This is a genomic window from Algibacter aquimarinus, assembly GCF_039543265.1.
Taxonomy (GTDB): domain Bacteria; phylum Bacteroidota; class Bacteroidia; order Flavobacteriales; family Flavobacteriaceae; genus Algibacter_B; species Algibacter_B aquimarinus.
Genome location: NZ_BAABJK010000004.1, coordinates 174,527 through 195,848, shown reverse-complemented (window position 1 = coordinate 195,848; position 21,322 = coordinate 174,527). Strand labels below are relative to the sequence as shown.

The following is a 21,322-nucleotide window of genomic DNA, read 5'->3' as shown; positions in this document are numbered from 1 at the left end:
TAATTAAGATTTAAAACAAACCAATTATGAGTATAATAATTAATATTCACGCAAGACAAATTTTGGATTCAAGAGGTAATCCAACAGTTGAAGTAGATGTTGTAACAGAAAATAATGTTTTAGGTAGAGCTGCAGTTCCTTCAGGAGCATCAACTGGAGAACACGAAGCCGTAGAATTACGAGATGGTGGAGATACATATATGGGTAAAGGTGTTTTGAAAGCTGTAGAGAATGTAAATTCAATTATTGCAGAAGAATTACTTGGTGTTTCTGTTTTTGAGCAGAATTACATAGATCAAACCATGATAGATTTAGATGGTACTCCAAACAAATCTAAATTAGGCGCTAATGCCATTTTAGGTGTTTCTCTTGCAGTGGCTAAAGCAGCTGCAAATGAATTAGGCTTGCCATTATATCGCTATGTTGGTGGTGTTTCTGCAAATACTCTTCCATTACCAATGATGAATATAATCAACGGAGGTTCACATAGTGATGCACCTATTGCATTTCAAGAATTTATGATTATGCCAGTAAAGGCGAAAAATTTTACGCACGCCATGCAAATGGGTACTGAGATTTTTCATAATCTTAAAAAAGTACTACACGATAGAGATTTAAGTACAGCAGTAGGTGATGAAGGCGGATTTGCTCCAAATTTAGCTGGAGGTACTGAAGATGCTTTAGATACAATTGCTAAAGCTGTAGAAAATGCTGGATATAAATTTGGTGATGAGGTTAAAATCGCTTTAGATTGTGCAGCAGCTGAATTTTTTGTTGATGGAAAATATGATTATAAGAAATTTGAAGGTGATACAGGAGTTGTAAGAACAAGTAAAGAGCAAGCTGAGTATTTAGCAGAATTAGCTTCTAAGTACCCAATTATATCTATTGAAGATGGAATGGATGAAAACGACTGGGAAGGTTGGAGTCATTTAACAGAATTAATTGGAGAAAAAGTGCAATTAGTTGGTGACGATTTATTTGTTACAAATGTAGAGCGTTTATCTAGAGGTATTAATGAAGGTATTGCAAATTCAATTCTTATTAAAGTAAACCAGATAGGATCTCTAACTGAAACTATTGCAGCTGTAAATATGGCTAAAAATGCAGGTTATACATCTGTAATGTCTCATAGATCTGGAGAAACTGAAGATAATACTATTGCAGATTTAGCAGTAGCATTAAACTGTGGCCAAATAAAAACTGGATCTGCATCAAGAAGTGATCGTATGGCAAAGTACAATCAATTACTTCGTATTGAAGAAGAATTAGGATCTGTTGCTTATTTTCCACAAGGAAATGCGTTTAAAGTGAAACAATAATACTCCAATATTTTATATTTAAAAGCGATTACTTATTATTGAGTAATCGCTTTTTTATTTAACATAAATTTGCCGATTTGTTAATTGTTAAAAGCTTTGTTAATAGGTTTCTTAAATCGGCACTTATTTCGTAATTTAGCAATCCTTAAATAATATAAATTACAAGTACACATGTCAAAAAACGCGACCATAGAAATTGATGATAAAAAGTATGAATTTCCTCTAATTAAAGGATCGGAAAATGAAATTGCAATCGACATTTCTAAACTAAGAGGTGCTACAAATGGAGTGATTACAATTGATCCTGGATATAAAAATACAGGATCTTGTGAAAGTGCTATCACATTTTTAGATGGAGAAAAAGGTGTTTTGAGGTATCGTGGATATTCTATTGAAGGTTTGGCAGATAAAGTTGACTTTCTAGAAGTGGCTTATTTATTAATCTTTGGGGAGTTACCAACTAAAGAGCAGAACGATAAGTTTCATAATGATATTAAAGCGGAGTCTGCGGTAGACGAAGATATTAAGAAGATATTAGATGCATTTCCTAAGGCTGCTCACCCTATGGGAGTTATTTCTTCACTTACAAGTGCACTTACAGCATTTAATCCTTCTTCAGTAAATGTAGAGTCTGAGGAGGAAATGTATAAGTCAGTCGTAAGATTATTAGGTAAAATGCCTGTATTGGTAGCATGGACAATGCGAAAAAAACAGGGACAACCTTTAGATTACGGTGATAATTCTCTTGGCTATGTTGAAAACCTTTTAAAGATGATGTTTTCAAGACCAAATAGCTGTTATGTTCAAAATCCAGTTTTAGTTGATGCTTTAGATAAATTATTAATCTTACATGCTGACCACGAGCAAAATTGTTCAACATCAACGGTTAGAATTGTTGGTTCATCACACGCCGGTTTATTTGCGTCAATTTCAGCAGGAATATCTGCTCTATGGGGACCTCTTCATGGCGGTGCTAATCAAGCTGTTTTAGAAATGTTAGAAGCTATTCAAGAAGATGGAGGAGATACTAAAAAGTACATGGCTAAAGCAAAAGACAAAACTGATCCTTTTAGATTAATGGGCTTTGGACACCGTGTTTACAAGAATTTTGATCCACGCGCTAAAATTATAAAGAAAGCTGCAGATCAAGTTTTACATGATTTAGGAGTTGAAGACCCTATTTTAGAAATTGCAAAAGGTTTAGAAAAAGAGGCATTAGAAGATCCATATTTCGTAGATAGAAAATTATATCCAAATGTAGATTTCTATTCTGGTATCATTTATAGAGCTATGGGTATTCCAACAGAAATGTTTACAGTAATGTTCGCTATTGGACGTTTACCAGGTTGGATAGCACAATGGAGAGAAATGCGTTTACGTAAAGAGCCTATAGGAAGACCTAGACAAATATATATTGGAGAAACTGAACGCTCATATGTGCCTATCAAGAAAAGATAGATATATTTACCATTTTGAATAATATTTAAGTTTCACGATTTTTTCGTGAAACTTTTCTTTTTTTAGACAATTTTTTTAAGAATAATATAATTTCTTGTTGATAATTATTAGTTTTGATATTATAATATGAATATTGAATGCTGAAATTAAATGTAAAAAATGAAACTTCAACTTTACGGTCTGTTGTTTTAGGAGCTGCTAATAGTAACGGTCCTATTCCAAAGGTTGAAGACTGTTATGACCCTAAAAGTATCGAGCATATTCTGGCTGGTACTTACCCGTCCGAGGAAGACATGATTAATGAGTTAGATGCTGTAGTGGCGGTTTTTAATAAATATGATGTAAAAGTTTATAGACCCCAAGTTATAAAAGGTTGTAACCAAATTTTTGCAAGAGATATTGCTTTTGTAATTGATGATATTTTAATAGAAGCAAATATTTTGCCCGACAGAGAAGAAGAAGTACATGCGATAGATTATATTTGGAATCAAGTAGCGGAAGATAAACGTATAATACTCCCTGAAGAATGTCATGTAGAAGGTGGAGATGTTATGCCTTGGAATGATTATATTTTTATTGGAACATATTCAGGTGAAGACTATTCAGAATTAATTACTGCAAGAACAAATATTGATGCTGTAATAGCTATTCAGGAATTGTTTCCTAATAAGATTGTAAAATCCTTTGAACTCAGAAAATCAAACACAAACGCTAAGGAAAATGCGTTACATCTAGACTGCTGTTTTCAACCCTTAGGCAAAGGCAAAGCCATAATTCATAAAAACGGTTTTTTAATTGAAAAGGAATATCAATGGTTGGTAGATTTCTTTGGGAAGGATAATGTATTTGAAATTACTAAAGATGAAATGTATGAGATGAATAGTAACATTTTTTCTATTTCAGAAGATGTTGTTATATCAGAAAAAAGTTTTACCCGTTTAAATAATTGGCTTCGACAGGAAGGTTTTACGGTTGAAGAAGTTCCTTATTCTCAAATATCTAAGCAAGGAGGCTTATTGCGTTGTACTACAATGCCTTTAATTAGAGATTAATTTATATGCAACAAACTACAAATACTATTTTAATGATTCGTCCAATTAATTTTAGGATGAATGAGCAAACAGCTATAAATAACTATTATCAAGAACATATTGATGGCTTACTTCCCGATACAATAAGCGTTAAAGCGCAAAAAGAATTTGATGTATACGTAGAGAAGTTAAAAAGTATTGGCGTTAATGTAGTTGTAGTTAATGATACTGATGAATTTGATACACCAGACGCAGTTTTTCCAAATAATTGGGTGTCATTTCACGAAGATGGAACGGCAGCTATATATCCTATGTTTGCTGAAAATAGACGATTGGAACGAAGAGAAGATGTTTTTTTAAAATTAGAAGGTTCTGGTTTTTTAATCAATAATATTGTTGATTACACAAGTGCAGAGGAAGAAAGTTATTTTTTAGAAGGTACAGGTAGCATTGCTTTAGATAGAGTAAACAAAAAGGCATATTGCGCATTATCACCAAGAGCAGATGAAGATTTATTTATTGAGTTTTGCGAAGATTTTGAATATAGCCCAGTAATTTTTATTGCAAATCAAACAGTAGGAGGGGAACGAAAACCAATATATCATACTAATGTAATGATGTGCGTTGGTGAAACTTTTGCAGTTATTTGTTTGAGTAGTATTGATGATAGAAAAGAACGAAAAAATGTCCTAAAGCATTTAAAAGAAGATGGAAAAGAGATAATTGATATTACTGAGCAGCAAGTCAATAATTTCGCAGGAAACATGCTTCAAGTAAAGGGTTTAAATGATGAACGTTACTTAATTATGAGTCAAGCAGCTCATGATTCTTTAACATTAAATCAAATTAATATTTTAAAGAAACACACAAAAATATTATCTAGTTCCTTAGAAACTATTGAGACATGTGGTGGCGGAAGTGCCCGTTGTATGATGGCTGAAGTATTTTTACCTAAAACTTAAAAATAAATTAAGCATCGTTTGGTTTAGATTTTGGTAATTGAACATAAAAAGTACTACCTACATTCTCTGTACTTTCAACCCAAATTTTACCATTATTTAGTTCAACTAATTCTTTACAAATAGAAAGACCTAAACCAGTACCTTTTTCGTTATTAGTTCCTACTGTAGTGAACGTGTTTTTATTAAATAATTTATCGATATTCTTTTTAGAAATACCAATTCCAGTATCTGCAACACTAACTATACAGCTACCATTACTTATATGGTTAGAAACTGTAATTGTATCACCACTTCTAGAGAATTTTAATGCATTTGCCAATAAGTTTTGAATTACTATTTCAAACATACTTCTATCAGCATAAGCAAAATCTCTTAATGAATGGTCTACTAAATTAATACCTTTGCTCTCCATACGCTGCTCAACAAGTCTAATTTTTTGTTCAAAAACTTCTTGAATATCAAATAATGAAGGTTTAGGTTCTAAAGATTGCATTTGAGATTTAGACCAGTTTAATAAATTAAATAAAAGTAATGAGGCATTATTTGCGTTTTCACTTAATTCCGGAATTAAATTATCAAATTCTTCTCTAGATAAAGAGCCATCTTTTAGTAAATCTATAAAGCCATTTATAGATGAAAGTGAATCTTTTAAATCATGAGATACAATAGAGAAAAGCTTGTCTTTTACATTATTTACATTCTCAAGATGTTTAGTTTGTTCTTGAAAAGCATCGTTTTGTAATTCAATTTTGATATTCTTTTCTTCTAATTCTTGAGTGTATTTTATATTGTTATTCCTTTTTAAGTAGATAAGAATTAAAAAGGTTGAAACAATAACCAACGCAGCTAGTAAAGCATAAAAAATCAATTTAAACTTTTTGATTTCTTTTTGATTTATAGTATCACTTTCTGTAGGAGTAATATTATCTGAAGTATTATTAGTATTTAATTTGTCAAAACTCGGATCTAATTCTAATTTCGGAGGAGTAATATTACTATCTATTTTAACAACTTCTTGCTTTAGCGAACTTTTTAAATCATAGTATCTTTGTTGCCAAATGTATGCATTAGCAAATTTTCCTCTTGTAGAATCCAGGGATTTCATGAGTTCGTAGTGCCTCAGTAATTCAGTTTTATTGTTAATTTTTTTAGCAATATCTCCTGCTTCAAGCAATTGTTTTTCGGCAGTAGCTAATCTGTCTTCTTGTAAATTTAATTCTCCCAGATTATTTAAAACTATAAGTAAGTTAACATCATTTTTAAAACGCCTGTTTAAGTTATAACCTTTTATTAAATACTGAGTTGCTTTTTCGTAATCATTAAATTTCAGGTATTCTCCCCCTAGCTTAGGAAAAACAAGTCTCCTAATAGAATCTTCCTTTACATCATCTAAGATGGTTTCATAGTAGTCAATAGCTTTTCTGTGCTCTTTTTTATTGGAGTAAAGTTCTGCCAACTTTAAATTAGACTCGTTTATACCTTGTTGGTCATTAAGTTGTTCTTGAACGTTTAATGCTTTTAAATAAAACTCTATAGCTTTTTCGTATGCATTTATATTGTAATAAGCTTTTGCTAAATTACTATATGCTAAACGAAGTTCGTTTTTTAAATTTTTACTTTCCAGAACTTCAATTGCAGCAAGTGCATATTGTAAACCTTTATTATAGTTACCACGCTTAATTTCAATTAAACCAATACTGTTATTTACTTTGGCAATACCTAGTGTGTCATTTAATACCCCAAATAACTGTTTTGATTTTTCATATCCGCTAACGGCATTTATGTAGTCATTATTTTGAGCATATATTAAAGCTTTGTAATAACCTATTTCTGCAATTCCTTTTTTGAAATTTAAACTAGTAGCGAGTTTTTCACTTTGAATAATATATTTTAAAGCTTTGTCAAACTCATTTATTTCATATAGGGACTTGATTAAGCTTAAAGATGTTTCTACTTTACTAGAGTCCTGAGTTTTGTATGCTAATTCTATGGATAGGCTATCTATTTCCTTGGTTTGAGAGTAACCAAAGAGCACAAATAAAAATAGAAAGAAAGTAAAAATTATCCTCATACAACATTTCAATTACAACAAACAATGAAAGCAAAAATTAAATATATCTTAAGTTTGAGGGAAATAAGATGGCTTTATTAAGTTGTAATGTATTTGTTAAAATTTCCAGCTAGCCGGAAAGTTATTAATAGCTTTACAAAACAAAATTTGCAAAAAGGCTTATTAAAATCTAATTTCTAGGTTTTAATACCTATAAATTAGTTAAAAGGCTGTGTAATTAATAAGACAAAAATCGACGAATAGATTAACGGCAAAAATCATAGAAAAACAGCACTTTTATCGATGAAATACATCATGTTTTTAGTCGTTTCACTATTTTTTTTTGAACTACCACAAGAAGTCTGTTTTTCGAAGATTTTACTCAGTATTTAAAATAAAATTTAATAATACTACTTTAATAAAAATTTTATCTTTGCTCACTTAAAAGAGTAGCAATCCATGAACCTTCAAGAAACTTTAACAGCTCATGTAAAACAAGCTGTTTCAACAATTTTTAATATCAATTTAGAATCTGTAGAATTTCAAGCAACTCGAAAAGAATTTATTGGAGACATTACAGTTGTTGTTTTTCCTATGTTACGTTTTGTTAAGGGAAACCCAGTGCAAATAGGAGAAAAAATTGGTGAGTATTTGGTTGAAAACATAAACGAAGTAAAATCGTTTAATGTGGTTAAAGGTTTTTTAAATATAGAAATAACAGATTCTTTTTATGTAGATTTTTTCAATACTATAAAAGACAATAATTCTTTTGGATATTTAAAACCCTCAAAAGAAGATAAAGCTATTATGGTTGAATATTCTTCACCAAATACGAATAAACCTTTGCATTTAGGGCATATCAGAAATAACCTTTTGGGGTTTAGTGTTGCCGAAATTTTGAAAGCTTCCGGGAAAAAGGTTTATAAAACCCAAATCATTAACGACAGAGGTATTCATATTTGTAAAAGTATGTTAGCTTGGAAACTAAGTGGAAATGGTGAAACACCAGAATCTACAGGTTTAAAAGGTGATAAGTTAGTAGGAAACTATTACGTGAAATTTGACCAAGAATACAAGAAAGAAATTCAAGAGTTGGTTAAAAACGGAAGTACTGAAGAAGACGCAAAAAAAAATGCACCATTACTTTTAGAAGCTCAAAAAATGCTTCAAAAGTGGGAAGCTGGAGATAAAGAAACAGTAGTTCTTTGGAAGAAAATGAATGGTTGGGTATACGACGGTTTTGATATAACTTACAAGAATTTAGGAGTAGATTTTGATACCCTGTATTACGAAAGTAATACCTATTTGCTAGGAAAAGAGTTTGTAGAGGAAGGCTTGAAAAAAGGAGTTTTCGTAAAAGAGGAAGATGGCTCGGTTTGGTGCGATTTAACCGATGATGGATTAGATAAAAAAATTGTACAACGAGCAGATGGCACTGCGGTTTACATGACACAAGATATTGGTACTGCCATTCAAAGAATCAAAGATTTTCCAGATGTTGGCGGTATGGTATATACTGTTGGAAACGAGCAAGATTATCATTTTCAAGTTTTGTTTTTAATTCTAAAAAAATTAGGATTTGAATGGGCCGATAATCTATATCATTTAAGCTATGGAATGGTAGATTTGCCAAGTGGAAAAATGAAAAGTAGAGAAGGTACCGTTGTTGATGCTGATGATTTAATTAATGAAATGGCGGCTACAGCTGAAGAGATATCTGAAGAACTTGGTAAGCTTGATGGTTATTCTGAAGCTGAGAAAAAAGAACTTTATAAAACTATAGGTTTAGGTGCTTTAAAATATTATATATTAAAGGTAGATCCCAAAAAGCGTATTTTATTCGACCCAAAGGATTCTATTGATTTTCAAGGAAATACAGGTCCTTTTATTCAATATACCTATGCTCGAATTCAAGCTATTTTAAGAAAGTCTGATTTAACTAAAGATGTTACAATTAACTCAACTGATTTAGAACTTCATCCTAAAGAAAAAGAGTTGTTGAAGCAACTACAGTTGTTTCCTGAAGTTATTCAGAATGCAGCAGAGAATCATAGTCCTGCTTTAATTGCTAATTTTACTTACGATTTAGTAAAAGGCTTTAATTCGTTTTATCAAAATGTTTCCATTCTAGGAGCTGAAACAGAACCAAAAAAAGTATTCAGAGTTCAGCTTTCAAAAACAGTTGCTCAAACTATTAAAAATTCATTTAGTGTTCTAGGAATTCAAGTTCCTGAGAGAATGTAACATCTCATATATGTAAAACATAAAAAAGCTACCGTTTATGGTAGCTTTTTTTATTTAATACTTCTTTCTAAAAGCTAAATATCATTCAATTATACCTGCACAACTTACTCTAGCACCAGCTGCACCTGAGGGTTGAGAAGTAAAGTCATCAGCTCCTGCATGAACAATAACACCTTTACCTAGTATGTCTTTAGTATCATCTCCACAGCCAATACACCATTCATCTGTAGAAAAGGAAACTGTTGCGTTCCCACTTTCGTCTGCTGTAAAATTCCCTATATCACCTTTATGATAACCTTCAGCAGCACCCCATTTTCCGTGTGGTGTGTTAGTTGGGTTCCAATGTCCACCAGCCGATTTACCATCTGGTGATGAGCAATCAGAAGACGCATGTATATGTATTGCGTGTTCACCAGATTCTAAGCCGGTCATAACCGCTGTCATACTAACATTACCATTTTCTTCTGTAAAAACTATATTTCCAGTTACATTACTATCACTTTTAGATGCTAATTGCATAGTGACTTTTTTGGGAGTAACAACTTCAGATTCTACTATCTCTTCTATTTCTTCTTCAACAATGGTTTCTTTTTTCTCACTTTTACAAGCAATTATACTCATAGCTAATAAGATTACTAGGAAGTTTAATTTTTTCATTTTAAATATTTTTTTATTTAATCGAAAGTTAAGCGTTTAAAAAAACAATTGCAAATATTCTACATGACATATATCATATTTTTAAATTGACCTTTGGTCTATTTTTGAATTATAAATGTTAGGTATGTTAAGTTCGTTAATAAATAAATACAATGTAGCGGGACCTCGTTACACAAGTTATCCAACGGTTCCGTATTGGAATCAAGACACATTTTCATTAAAGAAATGGAAGAATTCTTTAAAAAAATCTTTTAAAGAAAGTAATTCTACAGAAGGGATTAGTTTATACATTCATTTGCCATTTTGTGAAAGTTTGTGCACATTTTGTGGGTGTAATAAACGAATTACTAAACAACATAGTGTTGAAACTCCATATATAAGTGCAGTTTTAAAAGAGTGGTATTTATATTTAGAATTGTTTGATGAAAAACCAATTATTAAAGAATTACACTTAGGTGGCGGTACCCCAACATTTTTTAGTCCAGAAAATTTAAAACACTTAATTAATGGAATTTTAAAACCTGCTGTACTAGCAAAAAAATATGAATTCAGTTTTGAAGGCCACCCAAATAATACTACAAAAGAGCATCTACAAGCATTATACGATGTTGGTTTTAGACGTGTAAGTTACGGTGTACAAGATTATAATGAAACTGTACAAAAAGCCATAAACAGAATTCAACCTTTTGATAATGTAAAACGTGCTACAGAGTTGGCGAGAGAAATTGGATATAGCTCAGTAGGACATGATATTATTTTTGGTTTACCTTATCAGAGCATAGAGCATGTTAAGGAAACAATTTTAAAAACTAAGGCGTTACTCCCAGATAGATTAGCTTTTTATAGCTATGCACATGTACCCTGGATTAAAGGAAATGGGCAGCGTGGATATAATGATTCTGATTTACCAACAGCAGAGTTAAAGCGAAAACAGTATGAACTAGGAAAACAATTACTGGCTGAAGTTGGATATAAAGAGATAGGTATGGATCATTTTGCTTTGCCAACAGACGCTCTATGTAAGTCATTTTTGAACAGTAAATTACATAGAAATTTTATGGGTTATACAGCATCAAAAACCCAAGCTATGATTGGTTTAGGTGTATCTTCAATTAGTGACAGCTGGTATGGATTTTCTCAAAATGTAAAAGGAATAGAGGCTTATTATAATCTATTAAATCATAATACTTTGCCGGTTTACAGAGGACATATTTTAAATAATGAAGATTTAATTATAAGAAAGCACATTCTTAATTTAATGTGCCAATTTAAAACCTCTTGGACAAAAGATAAACTCTATTTTAAAGAGATTCCAGATATTTTAATACGATTAAAAGAGATGGAGGAAGATGGATTACTCAATATTTACTCTAATAGTATTGAGGTGACAACTAAAGGTCGACCATTTGTTAGAAACATTTGTATGGCTTTCGATTTATTATTGCAACGAAAACAACCAAATGCAGAGTTGTTTTCAATGACTGTTTAACCCTAAAAAAAGAAATCATGAAAAAAATTATAGTACCCATCGATTTTTCTGAATATTCAGAATATGCACTTGAAACAGCAGCTAAACTAGCAAAGAAATACAATGCAGAATTGTTAGCGCTACATATGTTAGAAATGTCTGATATTATTTTGTCTGCATCAGACGGATTACAAAATCAAAAAACAGCATTCTTTTTTAAATTGGCTGAACAAAAATTTGAGAATTTTTTAAACAAACCTTACCTAAATGATATTAAAGTAACTCCAATAGTTAAACATTTTAAAGTGTTTAGTGAAGTTAATGATGTTGCAGAAAAACATGAAGCAGATCTTATTGTGATGGGGTCTCATGGCACTAGTGGAGTTATGGAGTTTTTTGTTGGTTCAAATACAGAACGAGTAGTTAGAAATTCAGATGTTCCTGTTTTAGTTGTTAAGAATAACGTATCACAAATAAATTTTGACGTGGTAACTTTTGCTTGCGACTTTTCAGAAGACTCAATTGAGCCATATAAAAAGGCGATTAATATATTTGAAAAATCGGGATCAAAAGTATATTTGGTTTATGTTAATTTGCCTAATGACAGGTTTAGAAGTTCATTAGAAATTGAAAAACGAGTGGTTGATTTTTTAATACAAGCTGATGGAAATGTGGATAGAATGGAAGATGTAAATTACGTATCTGACTATACAATAGAAGATGGTATTTTAAATTTCTCAAATAAAATAGGCGCAGATATTATTGCTATACCTACCCACGGAAAAAAAGGATTAGCACACTTTTTTGAGGGTAGTGTAGGTGAAGATGTTGCAAACCATGCAACGCTTCCTGTTATGACGTTTAAAATATAATTTACTATAACTAAACTAACTTGCAAAAAGGAGTGACTTAAAATGGTTACTCCTTTTTTAATTAGTTTATATCTATATCAGAAATTGCCAATACATTAAAAAGGCCAGCTTTTGTATTAAAGAAATCATTCTCTAAGGCAATAGCTTTTAATTTGGCATCAATTAGTTTTGATTCTCTAGAGTTCACAAGGAATAAAGAGCTTTCACCTAAAAAGAACTTACGTTCTTCAGCTTGAAGCATAACCCCATAATCACTAACTATAACTCTTGTAAATTCATTTTGTGCAATGAATGATTCAAGTTCTTGGTTTATGGCATCAATTTTATTCTTTAAAGTAACTTCTGTTGTTTGAATTTCAAACTTTGTATCTTGCATTTTAATTTTGGCTAGTCTTAAGTCTCCACGTTCTTTTCTTAAAAATAGTGGAAAACTAATATTTAGTCCACTTTTATAGGCTGAAGTACTAAAAGATCTTGCTATTTCTGGAGTTTCAGACAGGAAATTATATTGCAAATCTATTTTGGGTAACAAATTATTAAGCTTTAAACGCCTTTCAATATTAAGACTCTGTAGCTTATAGTCTAAAGACTGAAGCTTTGGGTGATTCGTAATATCTAAACTTTCTATATCTAATTCAGAGGTGTTTAAAGTAACATCTACAGTTTGGAAAGTATCAATATCTGGAATAACATTGTCTCTTATTTCTATAGGTGTATTCTCATTTAACCATAAATAGTTCGATAATTCTAAAGATGATTTTATGAATTTAATTCTTGATTTTTCAAGGTTTAGTTTTCTGTCGTTTAATGCAATTCTTGCTTCAAGTGTGTCAATAGCTGGATTTTCTCCTACTTCATAACTCTTTTTAATCCCGTTAAAACGTACTTCTGCATTTACTAAAAACTCTTCATAAACGCGTTTTTCGTTATAAGTTTTTAACCATTTAAAATAAGTAAGTGTAGCTTCATATAGTATATTATTTACCAGTAATTGCCTGTCTGCTCGAGCCTGTTTTACAAACATTTTAGATTGCTTTAACATAGCCATTCGCTTATTTATTAAAAATCCACGAGCTAACGATACCGACACACCAGCGCTATATAACCCTCCATCTGGGATGTCTGCTTCTGGGTTTAAAAATACACCGTCATTCTCTTCAAAGTTTCCTTTAAATTCTACACCATACCAAGTAGGTATTTTAAAAGCAGCATTTAATTTATCAAAATATTCAGTATTTTTAAATTTCTTTCTATCATAGTCTACTTCTAGTTTCGGGTCAAATGCTCCACGAGCTTTCAAAAGCTTTGCTTCACTTTCATTAATTATTAAGTTAGCTTGCTTAACAATTGGATGATAAGATTTCACATAGCCTAAATACTCAGAAAGAGAAATGACCGAAATTGAATCTTGAGCAGTAACAAAACCACTCAAGAGAAGTAATATTATTAATATGAATCGTCTCATTTTTTAGAGTCTTTTTTACCAGATTTACCACTGTCCTCTGGTTGATAATAATTAGGAGGGAAACTGTTAATTTGTCGCCATAATTCAAACCAAATTGGTACATCTTCTAACAATGCAATAGTTCTGGCTCCAGAACCTGCACGAATAGCTTCAGGCCACTCATGGTCAGTTTCATCAGGTGCTAAAAGAACTCTATACTTGCCATTGTTACTTATAAAACGCTCAATTGCAACAACTTTAGCACCATATGTTCCGTAGGATACATTAGGCCATCCGCTAAATACAATAGCAGGCCACCCATCAAATTGAACACGTACTTCTTCGCCTAAATGGAGTAGCGGTAAATCTATAGGTCTTACAAAGGTTTCAACTGCTAAATCAATTTGTGCAGGCATAATGCCAACTAATTCGGCACCTTCTTTAAAAGTGACTCCTATACCACCTGTTATGGCTCTATTAATATAACCACTTTGCGGAGCCTTTACATACAATAGATCACTACGACGCTGGTAATTTGTAGACGCATTTTCAAGTTTTGAAACTTGTGCTTGAGTATCAAAACCACTAGATTGAGCTGTAAACATATCACTTTGCGCTTTTGATATTTTATCAGCAAAAGCTGCATTGGTTCTAGATAGTTCTAGTTGCGCATTTATCACTTCATTTTGACTAGCTAAATATTTATTCTCTTGCGAAATAAATTTGGCTTGTGTTTCTTGAAGTTTTAATCGTTTTTCCTCAACATCTTTTACCGCTTTTAAACCCTCATCTTGTAATGTTTGAATACGATTAAATTGGGTTTCAGCAATTTTTAAATTTGTTTTTGCAGCCTCCAAATCAATACTATCGCTTTTTACTTTTAAACGCGACTGCAACAATTTATTTCTGGTTTGTTTTATCTTTAAGTCTTGTTCCTTTCTTAAAGCAGAAATCTGTCTGTTTAAAGCACTTACTTTTCCGTCATATGCTACAACTGAAGAGGATTTAGCTTGTATTTGTTCATTTGTTCTTTCAACCAGCTTATCATCAAAATAATCACTTTTTACCTCTGATATTCTTAGAATTGTATCGCCTTCTTTTACAAAATCCCCTTCTTGAACAAACCACTCTTCAATACGCCCAGGGATTTGAGATTGGATATGTTGTGGGCGTTGGTCAGGTTTTAAAGTTGTTACTAAGCCTTGGCCAGTAATATTTTGTGTCCATGGCAGAAAAAGCACTATTAATAGAATAATCGCAGCAGCTAACAAAAACCTGTTAAAGTATTTGTAGTAATTTTTATTCATTATATCTTTTCCAGACTTGTATTTGCCTAGATCGATTTTTTTATTCAATTGGTTATGAGATATATTAAGCATAACTATATTTTTTAAGATTTAATTCTTCCTTTTTCAAGCGTGATAATTTCTGTGCATTTATCTATCCAAACTTTACTGAAACTAACAACTACAAGAGCCCACGGTCTATCTGGATGAGACAAATAATCTACAATGGTCTTTGTTTCTCCTCTATTAAAACGGTCTAATGCGTCTTCAAGAATAAGCACTTTTGGCTCTTTTAAAATAGCACGAGCTAAAACAATTTTTTTAGATAATGTGTACGACATTTGCCTACCATCTGGGTCTAGTATGGTATTTAATCCATCAGGTTGATCTTTTAAAAAATCTTTTAATCCAACAACACCAAGTACTTCATGAATCTTTTCATCAGAAATATTTGTATTGCTAAATGTTAAATTGTCTCTAATAGAACCTTCAAAAGGATTTTCGTCAGATAATGACAATCCCAATTGCGATCTGTAAAAGTTTAAGTGCAAGCTGTTAATAGACATATCGTTTACATAAACATGGCCTGCAGTAGCTTGAATAACGCCAGAGATTAATCGTAACAATGTGGATTTTCCAGAGCCACTTTCACCAGTAATTAAAATTCTACTTTTTGAATTTATTTTAAGTGATACATCTTTTAGAATATGCTTCTCTCTATTTGAAACTTCGTAAGCAACATTTTCTAATTCAATGGAGATACCTTTACTAAATTTTGGGGTTTCTCCTGTTTGACTCTCTAAATCTTTATCTACAATTTGCCCTATTTTCTCTAAAGACGTTAAGGTGTCATAGAAAGATTCCAAACCAAGTATCAGTTTTTCAACAGATGCAATGACCAATAAAATTATAATTTCTGCAGCCACAAACTGACCAATATTCATTTCTTGATTTAAAACTAAAGCTCCACCAATTAACAATAAACTTGCTGTTACTACAACCTTGAAACTTATCATTTGTATAAACTGTAGCATCAAAATTTTAAAGTGACTTTCTCTTGCTTTTAGGTATCCGTTAACTAAATCATCATTTTTATTTACACCTAAATTAGTGCTTCCAGAGAGCTTAAAACTAATAACAGAGCGTGCTATTTCTTGAATCCAATGTGCAACTTTATATTTGTTTTTAGATTCGTTTAAGCTAGTTTCTAAACCTTTTTTCGCAGTAAATTTGAATACTACAAACACAAGTACCAATAATAAAAGCCCAAAAATAATGAAGAATGGGTGGTAAAATGACAACAGTATTAAAGCAAATAAAATTTGTAAAACCGCTGTAGGTACATCTATTAAAATTTTTGATAAACTCTTTTGAATAGTTAACGTATCAAAAAAACGATTCGCTAATTCTGGCGGGTAATAATTACGTAATTCCGACATTTTTATTTTTGGAAAGCGATAAGCTAATTCAAAAGAAGATCTAGTAAAAATACGTTGTTGTATGGTTTCTATAATTCTTAGCTGCATTAATTGTAGTGCGCCAGAGAATGCAACACCAAGGGTTACTATAACTACCAAAACTATCCATGAAGTTGATATCTGTGCACCTTGAATTAAATTAATTATGGCTTGAATACCTAATGGTAATGATAGCGCAACAACTCCTGCGAAAATAGCATAGTAAAAAATCTGTAAAATATCTCTTTTCTCCAATTGAAGCAAGCCTACTAGACGTTGCCAAGGAGTCATTTTTTTGTTTTCCATAGTTAGGATTTCAAAGTGTTAAGTACTAAGTTTTTCATAAAATCTGTTGGCGTTAAAGACTCACCACAATCTGTAATTGATGTGAAATGGTCTTTTAAGAAATGCTGATGTAAGCTACCCTCTATAATTGTACTAGCTAAACTTGATGGGAATTTAAACTCAGGTTTTATCGCTTTTATCATATCTCTTAACCGGTGAACAATGCGTTTGTAAATAACGAAATACCCATCTTTGTTTTCTTGATCTACTTCTTTAGTTAAAAAGGACTTTGAATTTTCATTAACCATGATGCGGTTTAAAATTACCTCGTTAATATGTGAGAAGTTAGAATCTTCTTTAATTTCTCTGGTTACAATTTCGATGGCTTTTTCTACCTTATCTTTTGGTTGTAAAGTATGCGTTTCAAACACCAATTGATATTCCATCCATGCCCAGTACCATGAAGATAAATAGAGTAATAGTTTGTGTTTACTTTCAAAATAACGATAAATTGAACTCTCGTTTGAGCCTATTTTATTTCCTAGTTTTTTAAAGGTAAAACTGTCGAAACCAATGTCGTCAATTAGTATTATGCTGTGTTCTATAATACGTTTACCTAAGTCTGAAGATTCAGGATCTTTTACGTATATTTTTTCAGGAACAGCAATCTTTAAATTTGAAAGTAGTGAATCCATAATCAATAAATTTGATTGCAAATATAATAGTAATACTATTATAATAGAATATATAACTATTGATTTTGTAAATATTACTCATAAATAAATCTTATGGATAAATTATTTGTACACTTAAAGTATTGATAAACAGCGTTTTTTAATAGAATACCTGTTTTGAAGCTATTGAAAACTTGAAAAATAAAATATTAATGACAATCCATATTATTAGATACCAAATCATAAACTGGCGTAGGAGAGAGGTAAGGAATACCTAAACCCAAGCCTCGAAGGATAAATAGTGCACCTATAATTACAACAAAAATGGGAATAGCTTTTTGAATGCGTTGTCTGGCAGTACCTTTTAAAAAGTGGCTAAAGTAAATAGCAGTTGTCATTAAAGGTATTGTACCTACACCAAAAACAGCCATATAGAGACTACCACTTGCAGCATTTCCTGAAGCCATAGCAGCAAAAAGTGCCATGTATACCAATCCGCATGGTAAAAAACCATTTAAAAAACCTATGGTTAAAAACGTATCCATAGTTTTTTTCTTGAGAGCTAAACCTAAAGCAGATTTTACTTTTGAAATAATGTTATAAATAGGTTTTGAAAAATTGTATTTGTTAAATGTTTTCTGTGGAATTACCACTACCAAAATCATCAAAATACCAATTATAATAGAGAGTTGTTGTTGATAACCAAAAATAAACAGACTTTTTCCAATAAGTCCGAACACTAACCCAATTAAACTGTAAGCAATTAATCTACCAAAATGATATATACCAATTTGAGATATTTTTTTTACTTGATTTGTTCTGTCTACAGGTAACATAAACGCAATAGGGCCGCACATCCCTACGCAATGAAAACTCCCTAATAATCCTAATATGATGGCTGATAACAGCATGTTAATAGTTTATAGATTCTTTAAATAAATAAGATTTTCCCTTATATTGCCAATCCACTTTAATGTTCCAACGGCCATCTACCAAACGTTTGTCAGGTATGAGCAAATATGGATTAGACAAAGAGATAGCAGTCTCAAAGTCTAGTTGTTTGTTAGATGGCCTATATAGGAACAATTTTCCAGTAATATCTTTATAATTTACAGTTTCAGGAAAGTGTATCAAAAGCCCCGCGGCTGTTTTTTCGTAGCTTAAATTTGTCTCTAAAGTGTTCGCGTTTTCAAGCTTATTTATATCGTTTTGGTATTGCAATTCATCAGCATAATAATCCTCGCTAACCAAGTCGTGGTCGTACTTATTATCCACATTCATGGTAATAATAAAGTACATAATAAAGGAAATAAATCCAATAAACGCTAATACAATTCCGGTACCCCAATTAAATTTCATAATTTCTATTTTTTTATGGCATTACCCTGTCGGGTCGGGCTTTCCACTATATCTTTTTCTCGTGCCTCAAAAAAGGATGCCGTTTCAATCCCTAATGCACTTATCCGCCAAAGTCACTTCCAACTTCAAGCTTCCAACTTACTTATAACTCCTCGGCCCTAAAAAATTAGCCGTAGTTGTTTCAATGAGTTTTTCGCCTTTATAAACGCCAATTTTAATTTTATTCCTATCTCCAGACAATGCCGAATTATTAATCTCGATAAACAAAGTCCCTTCTGCTATCCCTTGACTTGGTACTATAAAATCGTCACTAGTCGATACCAATTTCAATTCGCCTTTATGAGACATCAATTTAAAACTCACATCTTCAATATCTGATGAGGTTTTATTTACCAATTTATAAGTAAACACATTACTGATAATATTACCATCTTTATGCTCGTATAATTGCCCAGGCAATCTTAGTACATTGGCTTCAACATCGTTTCTTAAAAACAACATTCCAATTAACAACCCAACCATTATAGAGAGTACAGCTATATAGCCTTTTATTCTTGGTGTAAGTTTGAACTTTGTTTTCTTTTCTATTTCCTCTTCACTAGCATAGCGAATCAAACCTTTTGGTAAGTTGATACTTTCCATAATATGGTCGCACTCATCAATACAAGCTGTACAGTTTACACACTCTAATTGAGTACCGTTTCTAATATCAATTCCTGTTGGACAAACATGTACACATTGTAAACAATCAATACAATCGCCATGACCTAAGGCTTCACGATCTTCATTTTTTCTAAATTTCTTTCTGCCGCTTTCGCCTTCTCCTCGTTTATGGTCGTAAGCCACAACAATAGATTTGGTGTCAAGTAAAACCCCTTGCAATCTTCCGTAGGGGCAAGCAATAATACAAACCTGTTCTCTAAACCATGCGAACACAAAATAAAATACTGCAGTAAAAATAAGCAGAGAAATTAAGGTGCTTATATTGTTTAATGGCCCTTCAGTTATATGTTCAATAAGCTTATCACTACCAATTAAATACGCTAAAAATACATTTGCTATAATGAAAGAGATAAGCGCGAATATGATAAATTTAAGCCCTTTTTTTCTTATTTTTTCAGCATCCCATTTTTGTCTAGCTAGTTTACGTTGCTTGTTTCTATCCCCTTCAATCCAATATTCAATTCTGCGAAATACCATTTCCATAAAAATGGTTTGCGGACAAATCCAGCCACAAAAAATTCTACCAAATGCCACCGTAAATAGTGTGATAAAAACAACACCAATCAGCATAGAAATTACAAACAGATGAAAATCTTGAGGCCAAAACGGGAAACCAAAAATATTAAAACGACGTTCTAATACATTGAACATTAAAAACTGATTACCGTTTATTTTTATGAAAGGAGACAGTAATAAAATAGCCAGTAAAAAGTAGCTTACATATTTTCTGTATTCATAAAACTTTCCACTAGGTTTTTTAGGGAATACCCAAGCACGCTTACCGTCTTCTGTAACCGTACCAATAGAATCTCTAAAATTTTCGTTATCTGGGGTTTCCACAGCTTTTTTGATTAAGACCCAACAAGAGTTAAAATGATCCTGTTAGGTCTGGTGTTTAGCTTAGTTTGATATGGTTTGTGTCGTGTCTATAACAGTTTCAGCTGGTACTTCAGCATTTTCATCTATCCAAATATCGCCTTCTGCAGTTTTTGGGTTTGCAGATGTTGTACCTTGAAAGGTTAATACATAACTAGCTACTTGAGCCATTTCTAGTGGTTTTAACTGTGTTTTCCAAGGAATCATTCCTTTTCCTGAACGTCCACCTTCAGATACCGTTCTAAACACGTTTTTTATGCCGCCACCAAGTATCCAATATTCGTCAGTTAAATTTGGTCCAATACCACCGCCTCCATCAGCCATATGGCAAGCCACACAGTTGGTTTGGAAAATAGTTTTACCAGCACTTAAATCTGCAGCATCTGTAAGTTGTGTAACCGTATTTATGTCAACTAGGTTCTTAGCTGTTTTTTTATAAGCTTCTATCGCAATTCTAGCATCCGCTAATTCAGTTTCTAACTCATCAATTTGGTTATCGCCATCAAAAACATGATACTTTACTAAGTAAACAGCAGCAAAAATGATAGAAGCATAAAAACCATATAGCCACCATGGTGGTAAATTGTTATCTAATTCTTTTATACCATCATAGTTATGGTCTAAAATAATTTCTCCTTCTTCTTCAATAGGCTTTTGCCCAAGAAGTTTTTGGTACGTTTCTTTTAACCAAGTAAATTTAAACGACTTTTCTTTTTCAGCTAAAAAACGGGCTTTAGCTTCTTCATCGAGTTTATGAAGCATTACGTTTTCTAGGGCACCAATAATGGCTTCAATAGCTATGAGAATTAAAAGCACTAACAGTAAAAAAAGTAATACTGCAGGATATTCGATAAATGCAGGTTTTTCTCCAGAATCGATAAAGAATTCTACGGCTCCGAAAATAATAAAGAATGCTACTGGAACACGAATCCAGGATGGGATTAAATTTCGCATGATATATCGTCGTTTTGGTTGTCTAATGGTATATTACTAACAGTTTTTATATAGTCTTTTTTAGCAGTTACTACCCACCAAAAAAGTGCAACAAAAAAGATGAAAAAGATGAGCAGTGATATAATAGGATAGATTTCTATGCCTGTGATACTCTCCATGTGGTTTTTTACAAATTTCAACATAGTCTTAAATTGTTTTGA

At 31.9% G+C, this 21,322-nt stretch carries 18 protein-coding genes; 7 read left to right on the top strand and 11 right to left on the bottom strand.

Annotated elements, in window-relative coordinates:
* Positions 1–26 precede the first annotated feature (26 nt).
* The 4 genes from eno (at position 27) to ctlX (ending at position 4,773) form a co-directional block, all read left to right on the top strand.
* Positions 27–1,322: a phosphopyruvate hydratase gene (gene eno, locus ABD939_RS03640; RefSeq protein ID WP_345164624.1), complete on the top strand. Its 1,296-nt coding sequence runs from the start codon at positions 27–29 to the stop codon at positions 1,320–1,322.
* A 171-nt stretch (positions 1,323–1,493) separates the two neighbouring features.
* A complete protein-coding gene (locus ABD939_RS03635) occupies positions 1,494–2,780 on the top strand; it encodes a citrate synthase (protein WP_345164622.1) in 1,287 nt (428 codons plus the stop codon).
* A gap of 137 nt (positions 2,781–2,917) precedes the next feature.
* Positions 2,918–3,832: a dimethylarginine dimethylaminohydrolase family protein gene (locus tag ABD939_RS03630; RefSeq protein WP_345164621.1), complete on the top strand. Its 915-nt coding sequence runs from the start codon at positions 2,918–2,920 to the stop codon at positions 3,830–3,832.
* A gap of 5 nt (positions 3,833–3,837) precedes the next feature.
* The gene (ctlX, locus tag ABD939_RS03625; protein ID WP_345164620.1) at positions 3,838–4,773 is read left to right on the top strand and encodes a citrulline utilization hydrolase CtlX; all 936 of its coding nucleotides are present in this window, start codon (positions 3,838–3,840) and stop codon (positions 4,771–4,773) included.
* A gap of 7 nt (positions 4,774–4,780) precedes the next feature.
* Here ctlX and ABD939_RS03620 read toward each other — a convergent pair whose 3' ends face one another.
* Positions 4,781–6,844, bottom strand: a complete 2,064-nt coding sequence (locus ABD939_RS03620) for an ATP-binding protein (RefSeq protein WP_345164619.1) — start codon at positions 6,842–6,844, stop codon at positions 4,781–4,783.
* A gap of 438 nt (positions 6,845–7,282) precedes the next feature.
* Here ABD939_RS03620 and argS point away from each other — a divergent pair, with 438 nt between their 5' ends.
* Positions 7,283–9,067 (top strand): arginine--tRNA ligase, encoded by a 1,785-nt coding sequence (argS, locus tag ABD939_RS03615; RefSeq protein WP_345164618.1) that lies wholly within the window; start codon positions 7,283–7,285, stop codon positions 9,065–9,067.
* Positions 9,068–9,148: 81 nt separating this feature from the next.
* Here the strand turns inward: argS and ABD939_RS03610 are convergent, their stop codons facing one another.
* Positions 9,149–9,724 carry a superoxide dismutase family protein gene (locus tag ABD939_RS03610; RefSeq protein ID WP_345164617.1) on the bottom strand — a complete coding sequence of 192 codons (576 nt, stop codon included), beginning with the start codon at positions 9,722–9,724 and terminating at the stop codon, positions 9,149–9,151.
* A 124-nt stretch (positions 9,725–9,848) separates the two neighbouring features.
* Between ABD939_RS03610 and hemN the strand changes: the two genes are divergently transcribed.
* Together hemN and ABD939_RS03600 are read left to right on the top strand one after the other, a co-directional pair.
* On the top strand, positions 9,849–11,213 hold the full coding sequence (gene hemN, locus ABD939_RS03605) for an oxygen-independent coproporphyrinogen III oxidase (protein ID WP_345164616.1): 1,365 nt from the start codon (positions 9,849–9,851) through the stop codon (positions 11,211–11,213).
* 17 nt (positions 11,214–11,230) lie between these two features.
* Entirely contained in the window at positions 11,231–12,064 is an 834-nt protein-coding gene (locus ABD939_RS03600) for a universal stress protein (RefSeq protein ID WP_345164615.1), read from the top strand.
* A 61-nt stretch (positions 12,065–12,125) separates the two neighbouring features.
* On the opposite strand, the gene ABD939_RS03595 is transcribed toward ABD939_RS03600, so the two are convergent.
* From ABD939_RS03595 to ABD939_RS03555, 9 genes are all read right to left on the bottom strand, one after another.
* Complete coding sequence (locus ABD939_RS03595) at positions 12,126–13,529, bottom strand: TolC family protein (RefSeq protein ID WP_345164614.1); 1,404 nt, start codon at positions 13,527–13,529, stop codon at positions 12,126–12,128.
* Positions 13,526–14,887 carry an HlyD family secretion protein gene (locus tag ABD939_RS03590; RefSeq protein ID WP_345164613.1) on the bottom strand — a complete coding sequence of 454 codons (1,362 nt, stop codon included), beginning with the start codon at positions 14,885–14,887 and terminating at the stop codon, positions 13,526–13,528. Before ABD939_RS03590 ends, ABD939_RS03595 begins: the two co-directional genes overlap by 4 nt.
* Positions 14,888–14,898: 11 nt before the next feature.
* Positions 14,899–16,557, bottom strand: coding sequence for a peptidase domain-containing ABC transporter (locus ABD939_RS03585; protein ID WP_345164612.1), 1,659 nt, complete (start codon positions 16,555–16,557; stop codon positions 14,899–14,901).
* Positions 16,558–16,559: 2 nt separating this feature from the next.
* On the bottom strand, positions 16,560–17,231 hold the full coding sequence (locus tag ABD939_RS03580; protein WP_345164611.1) for a TetR/AcrR family transcriptional regulator: 672 nt from the start codon (positions 17,229–17,231) through the stop codon (positions 16,560–16,562).
* 188 nt (positions 17,232–17,419) lie between these two features.
* Positions 17,420–18,121, bottom strand: a complete 702-nt coding sequence (locus ABD939_RS03575) for a sulfite exporter TauE/SafE family protein (RefSeq protein WP_345164609.1) — start codon at positions 18,119–18,121, stop codon at positions 17,420–17,422.
* Between the two features lies 1 nt (position 18,122).
* Positions 18,123–18,569 carry a FixH family protein gene (locus ABD939_RS03570; RefSeq protein ID WP_345164607.1) on the bottom strand — a complete coding sequence of 149 codons (447 nt, stop codon included), beginning with the start codon at positions 18,567–18,569 and terminating at the stop codon, positions 18,123–18,125.
* 138 nt (positions 18,570–18,707) lie between these two features.
* The gene (gene ccoG, locus ABD939_RS03565) at positions 18,708–20,132 is read right to left on the bottom strand and encodes a cytochrome c oxidase accessory protein CcoG (protein ID WP_345164605.1); all 1,425 of its coding nucleotides are present in this window, start codon (positions 20,130–20,132) and stop codon (positions 18,708–18,710) included.
* 60 nt (positions 20,133–20,192) lie between these two features.
* Positions 20,193–21,122: a cbb3-type cytochrome c oxidase N-terminal domain-containing protein gene (locus tag ABD939_RS03560; protein WP_345164603.1), complete on the bottom strand. Its 930-nt coding sequence runs from the start codon at positions 21,120–21,122 to the stop codon at positions 20,193–20,195.
* Positions 21,110–21,304, bottom strand: coding sequence for a CcoQ/FixQ family Cbb3-type cytochrome c oxidase assembly chaperone (locus ABD939_RS03555; RefSeq protein ID WP_298345438.1), 195 nt, complete (start codon positions 21,302–21,304; stop codon positions 21,110–21,112). Before ABD939_RS03555 ends, ABD939_RS03560 begins: the two co-directional genes overlap by 13 nt.
* Between the last annotated feature and the right edge of the window lie 18 nt (positions 21,305–21,322).

Coding starts and splice junctions, on each gene's coding strand:
- eno (WP_345164624.1), top strand. CDS start 27: ATGAGTATAATAATTAATATTCACGCAAGACAAATTTTGGATTCAAGA.
- ABD939_RS03635 (WP_345164622.1), top strand. CDS start 1,494: ATGTCAAAAAACGCGACCATAGAAATTGATGATAAAAAGTATGAATTT.
- ABD939_RS03630 (WP_345164621.1), top strand. CDS start 2,918: ATGCTGAAATTAAATGTAAAAAATGAAACTTCAACTTTACGGTCTGTT.
- ctlX (WP_345164620.1), top strand. CDS start 3,838: ATGCAACAAACTACAAATACTATTTTAATGATTCGTCCAATTAATTTT.
- ABD939_RS03620 (WP_345164619.1), bottom strand. CDS start 6,844: ATGAGGATAATTTTTACTTTCTTTCTATTTTTATTTGTGCTCTTTGGT.
- argS (WP_345164618.1), top strand. CDS start 7,283: ATGAACCTTCAAGAAACTTTAACAGCTCATGTAAAACAAGCTGTTTCA.
- ABD939_RS03610 (WP_345164617.1), bottom strand. CDS start 9,724: ATGAAAAAATTAAACTTCCTAGTAATCTTATTAGCTATGAGTATAATT.
- hemN (WP_345164616.1), top strand. CDS start 9,849: ATGTTAAGTTCGTTAATAAATAAATACAATGTAGCGGGACCTCGTTAC.
- ABD939_RS03600 (WP_345164615.1), top strand. CDS start 11,231: ATGAAAAAAATTATAGTACCCATCGATTTTTCTGAATATTCAGAATAT.
- ABD939_RS03595 (WP_345164614.1), bottom strand. CDS start 13,529: ATGAGACGATTCATATTAATAATATTACTTCTCTTGAGTGGTTTTGTT.
- ABD939_RS03590 (WP_345164613.1), bottom strand. CDS start 14,887: ATGCTTAATATATCTCATAACCAATTGAATAAAAAAATCGATCTAGGC.
- ABD939_RS03585 (WP_345164612.1), bottom strand. CDS start 16,557: ATGGAAAACAAAAAAATGACTCCTTGGCAACGTCTAGTAGGCTTGCTT.
- ABD939_RS03580 (WP_345164611.1), bottom strand. CDS start 17,231: ATGGATTCACTACTTTCAAATTTAAAGATTGCTGTTCCTGAAAAAATA.
- ABD939_RS03575 (WP_345164609.1), bottom strand. CDS start 18,121: ATGCTGTTATCAGCCATCATATTAGGATTATTAGGGAGTTTTCATTGC.
- ABD939_RS03570 (WP_345164607.1), bottom strand. CDS start 18,569: ATGAAATTTAATTGGGGTACCGGAATTGTATTAGCGTTTATTGGATTT.
- ABD939_RS03560 (WP_345164603.1), bottom strand. CDS start 21,122: ATGCGAAATTTAATCCCATCCTGGATTCGTGTTCCAGTAGCATTCTTT.
- ABD939_RS03555 (WP_298345438.1), bottom strand. CDS start 21,304: ATGTTGAAATTTGTAAAAAACCACATGGAGAGTATCACAGGCATAGAA.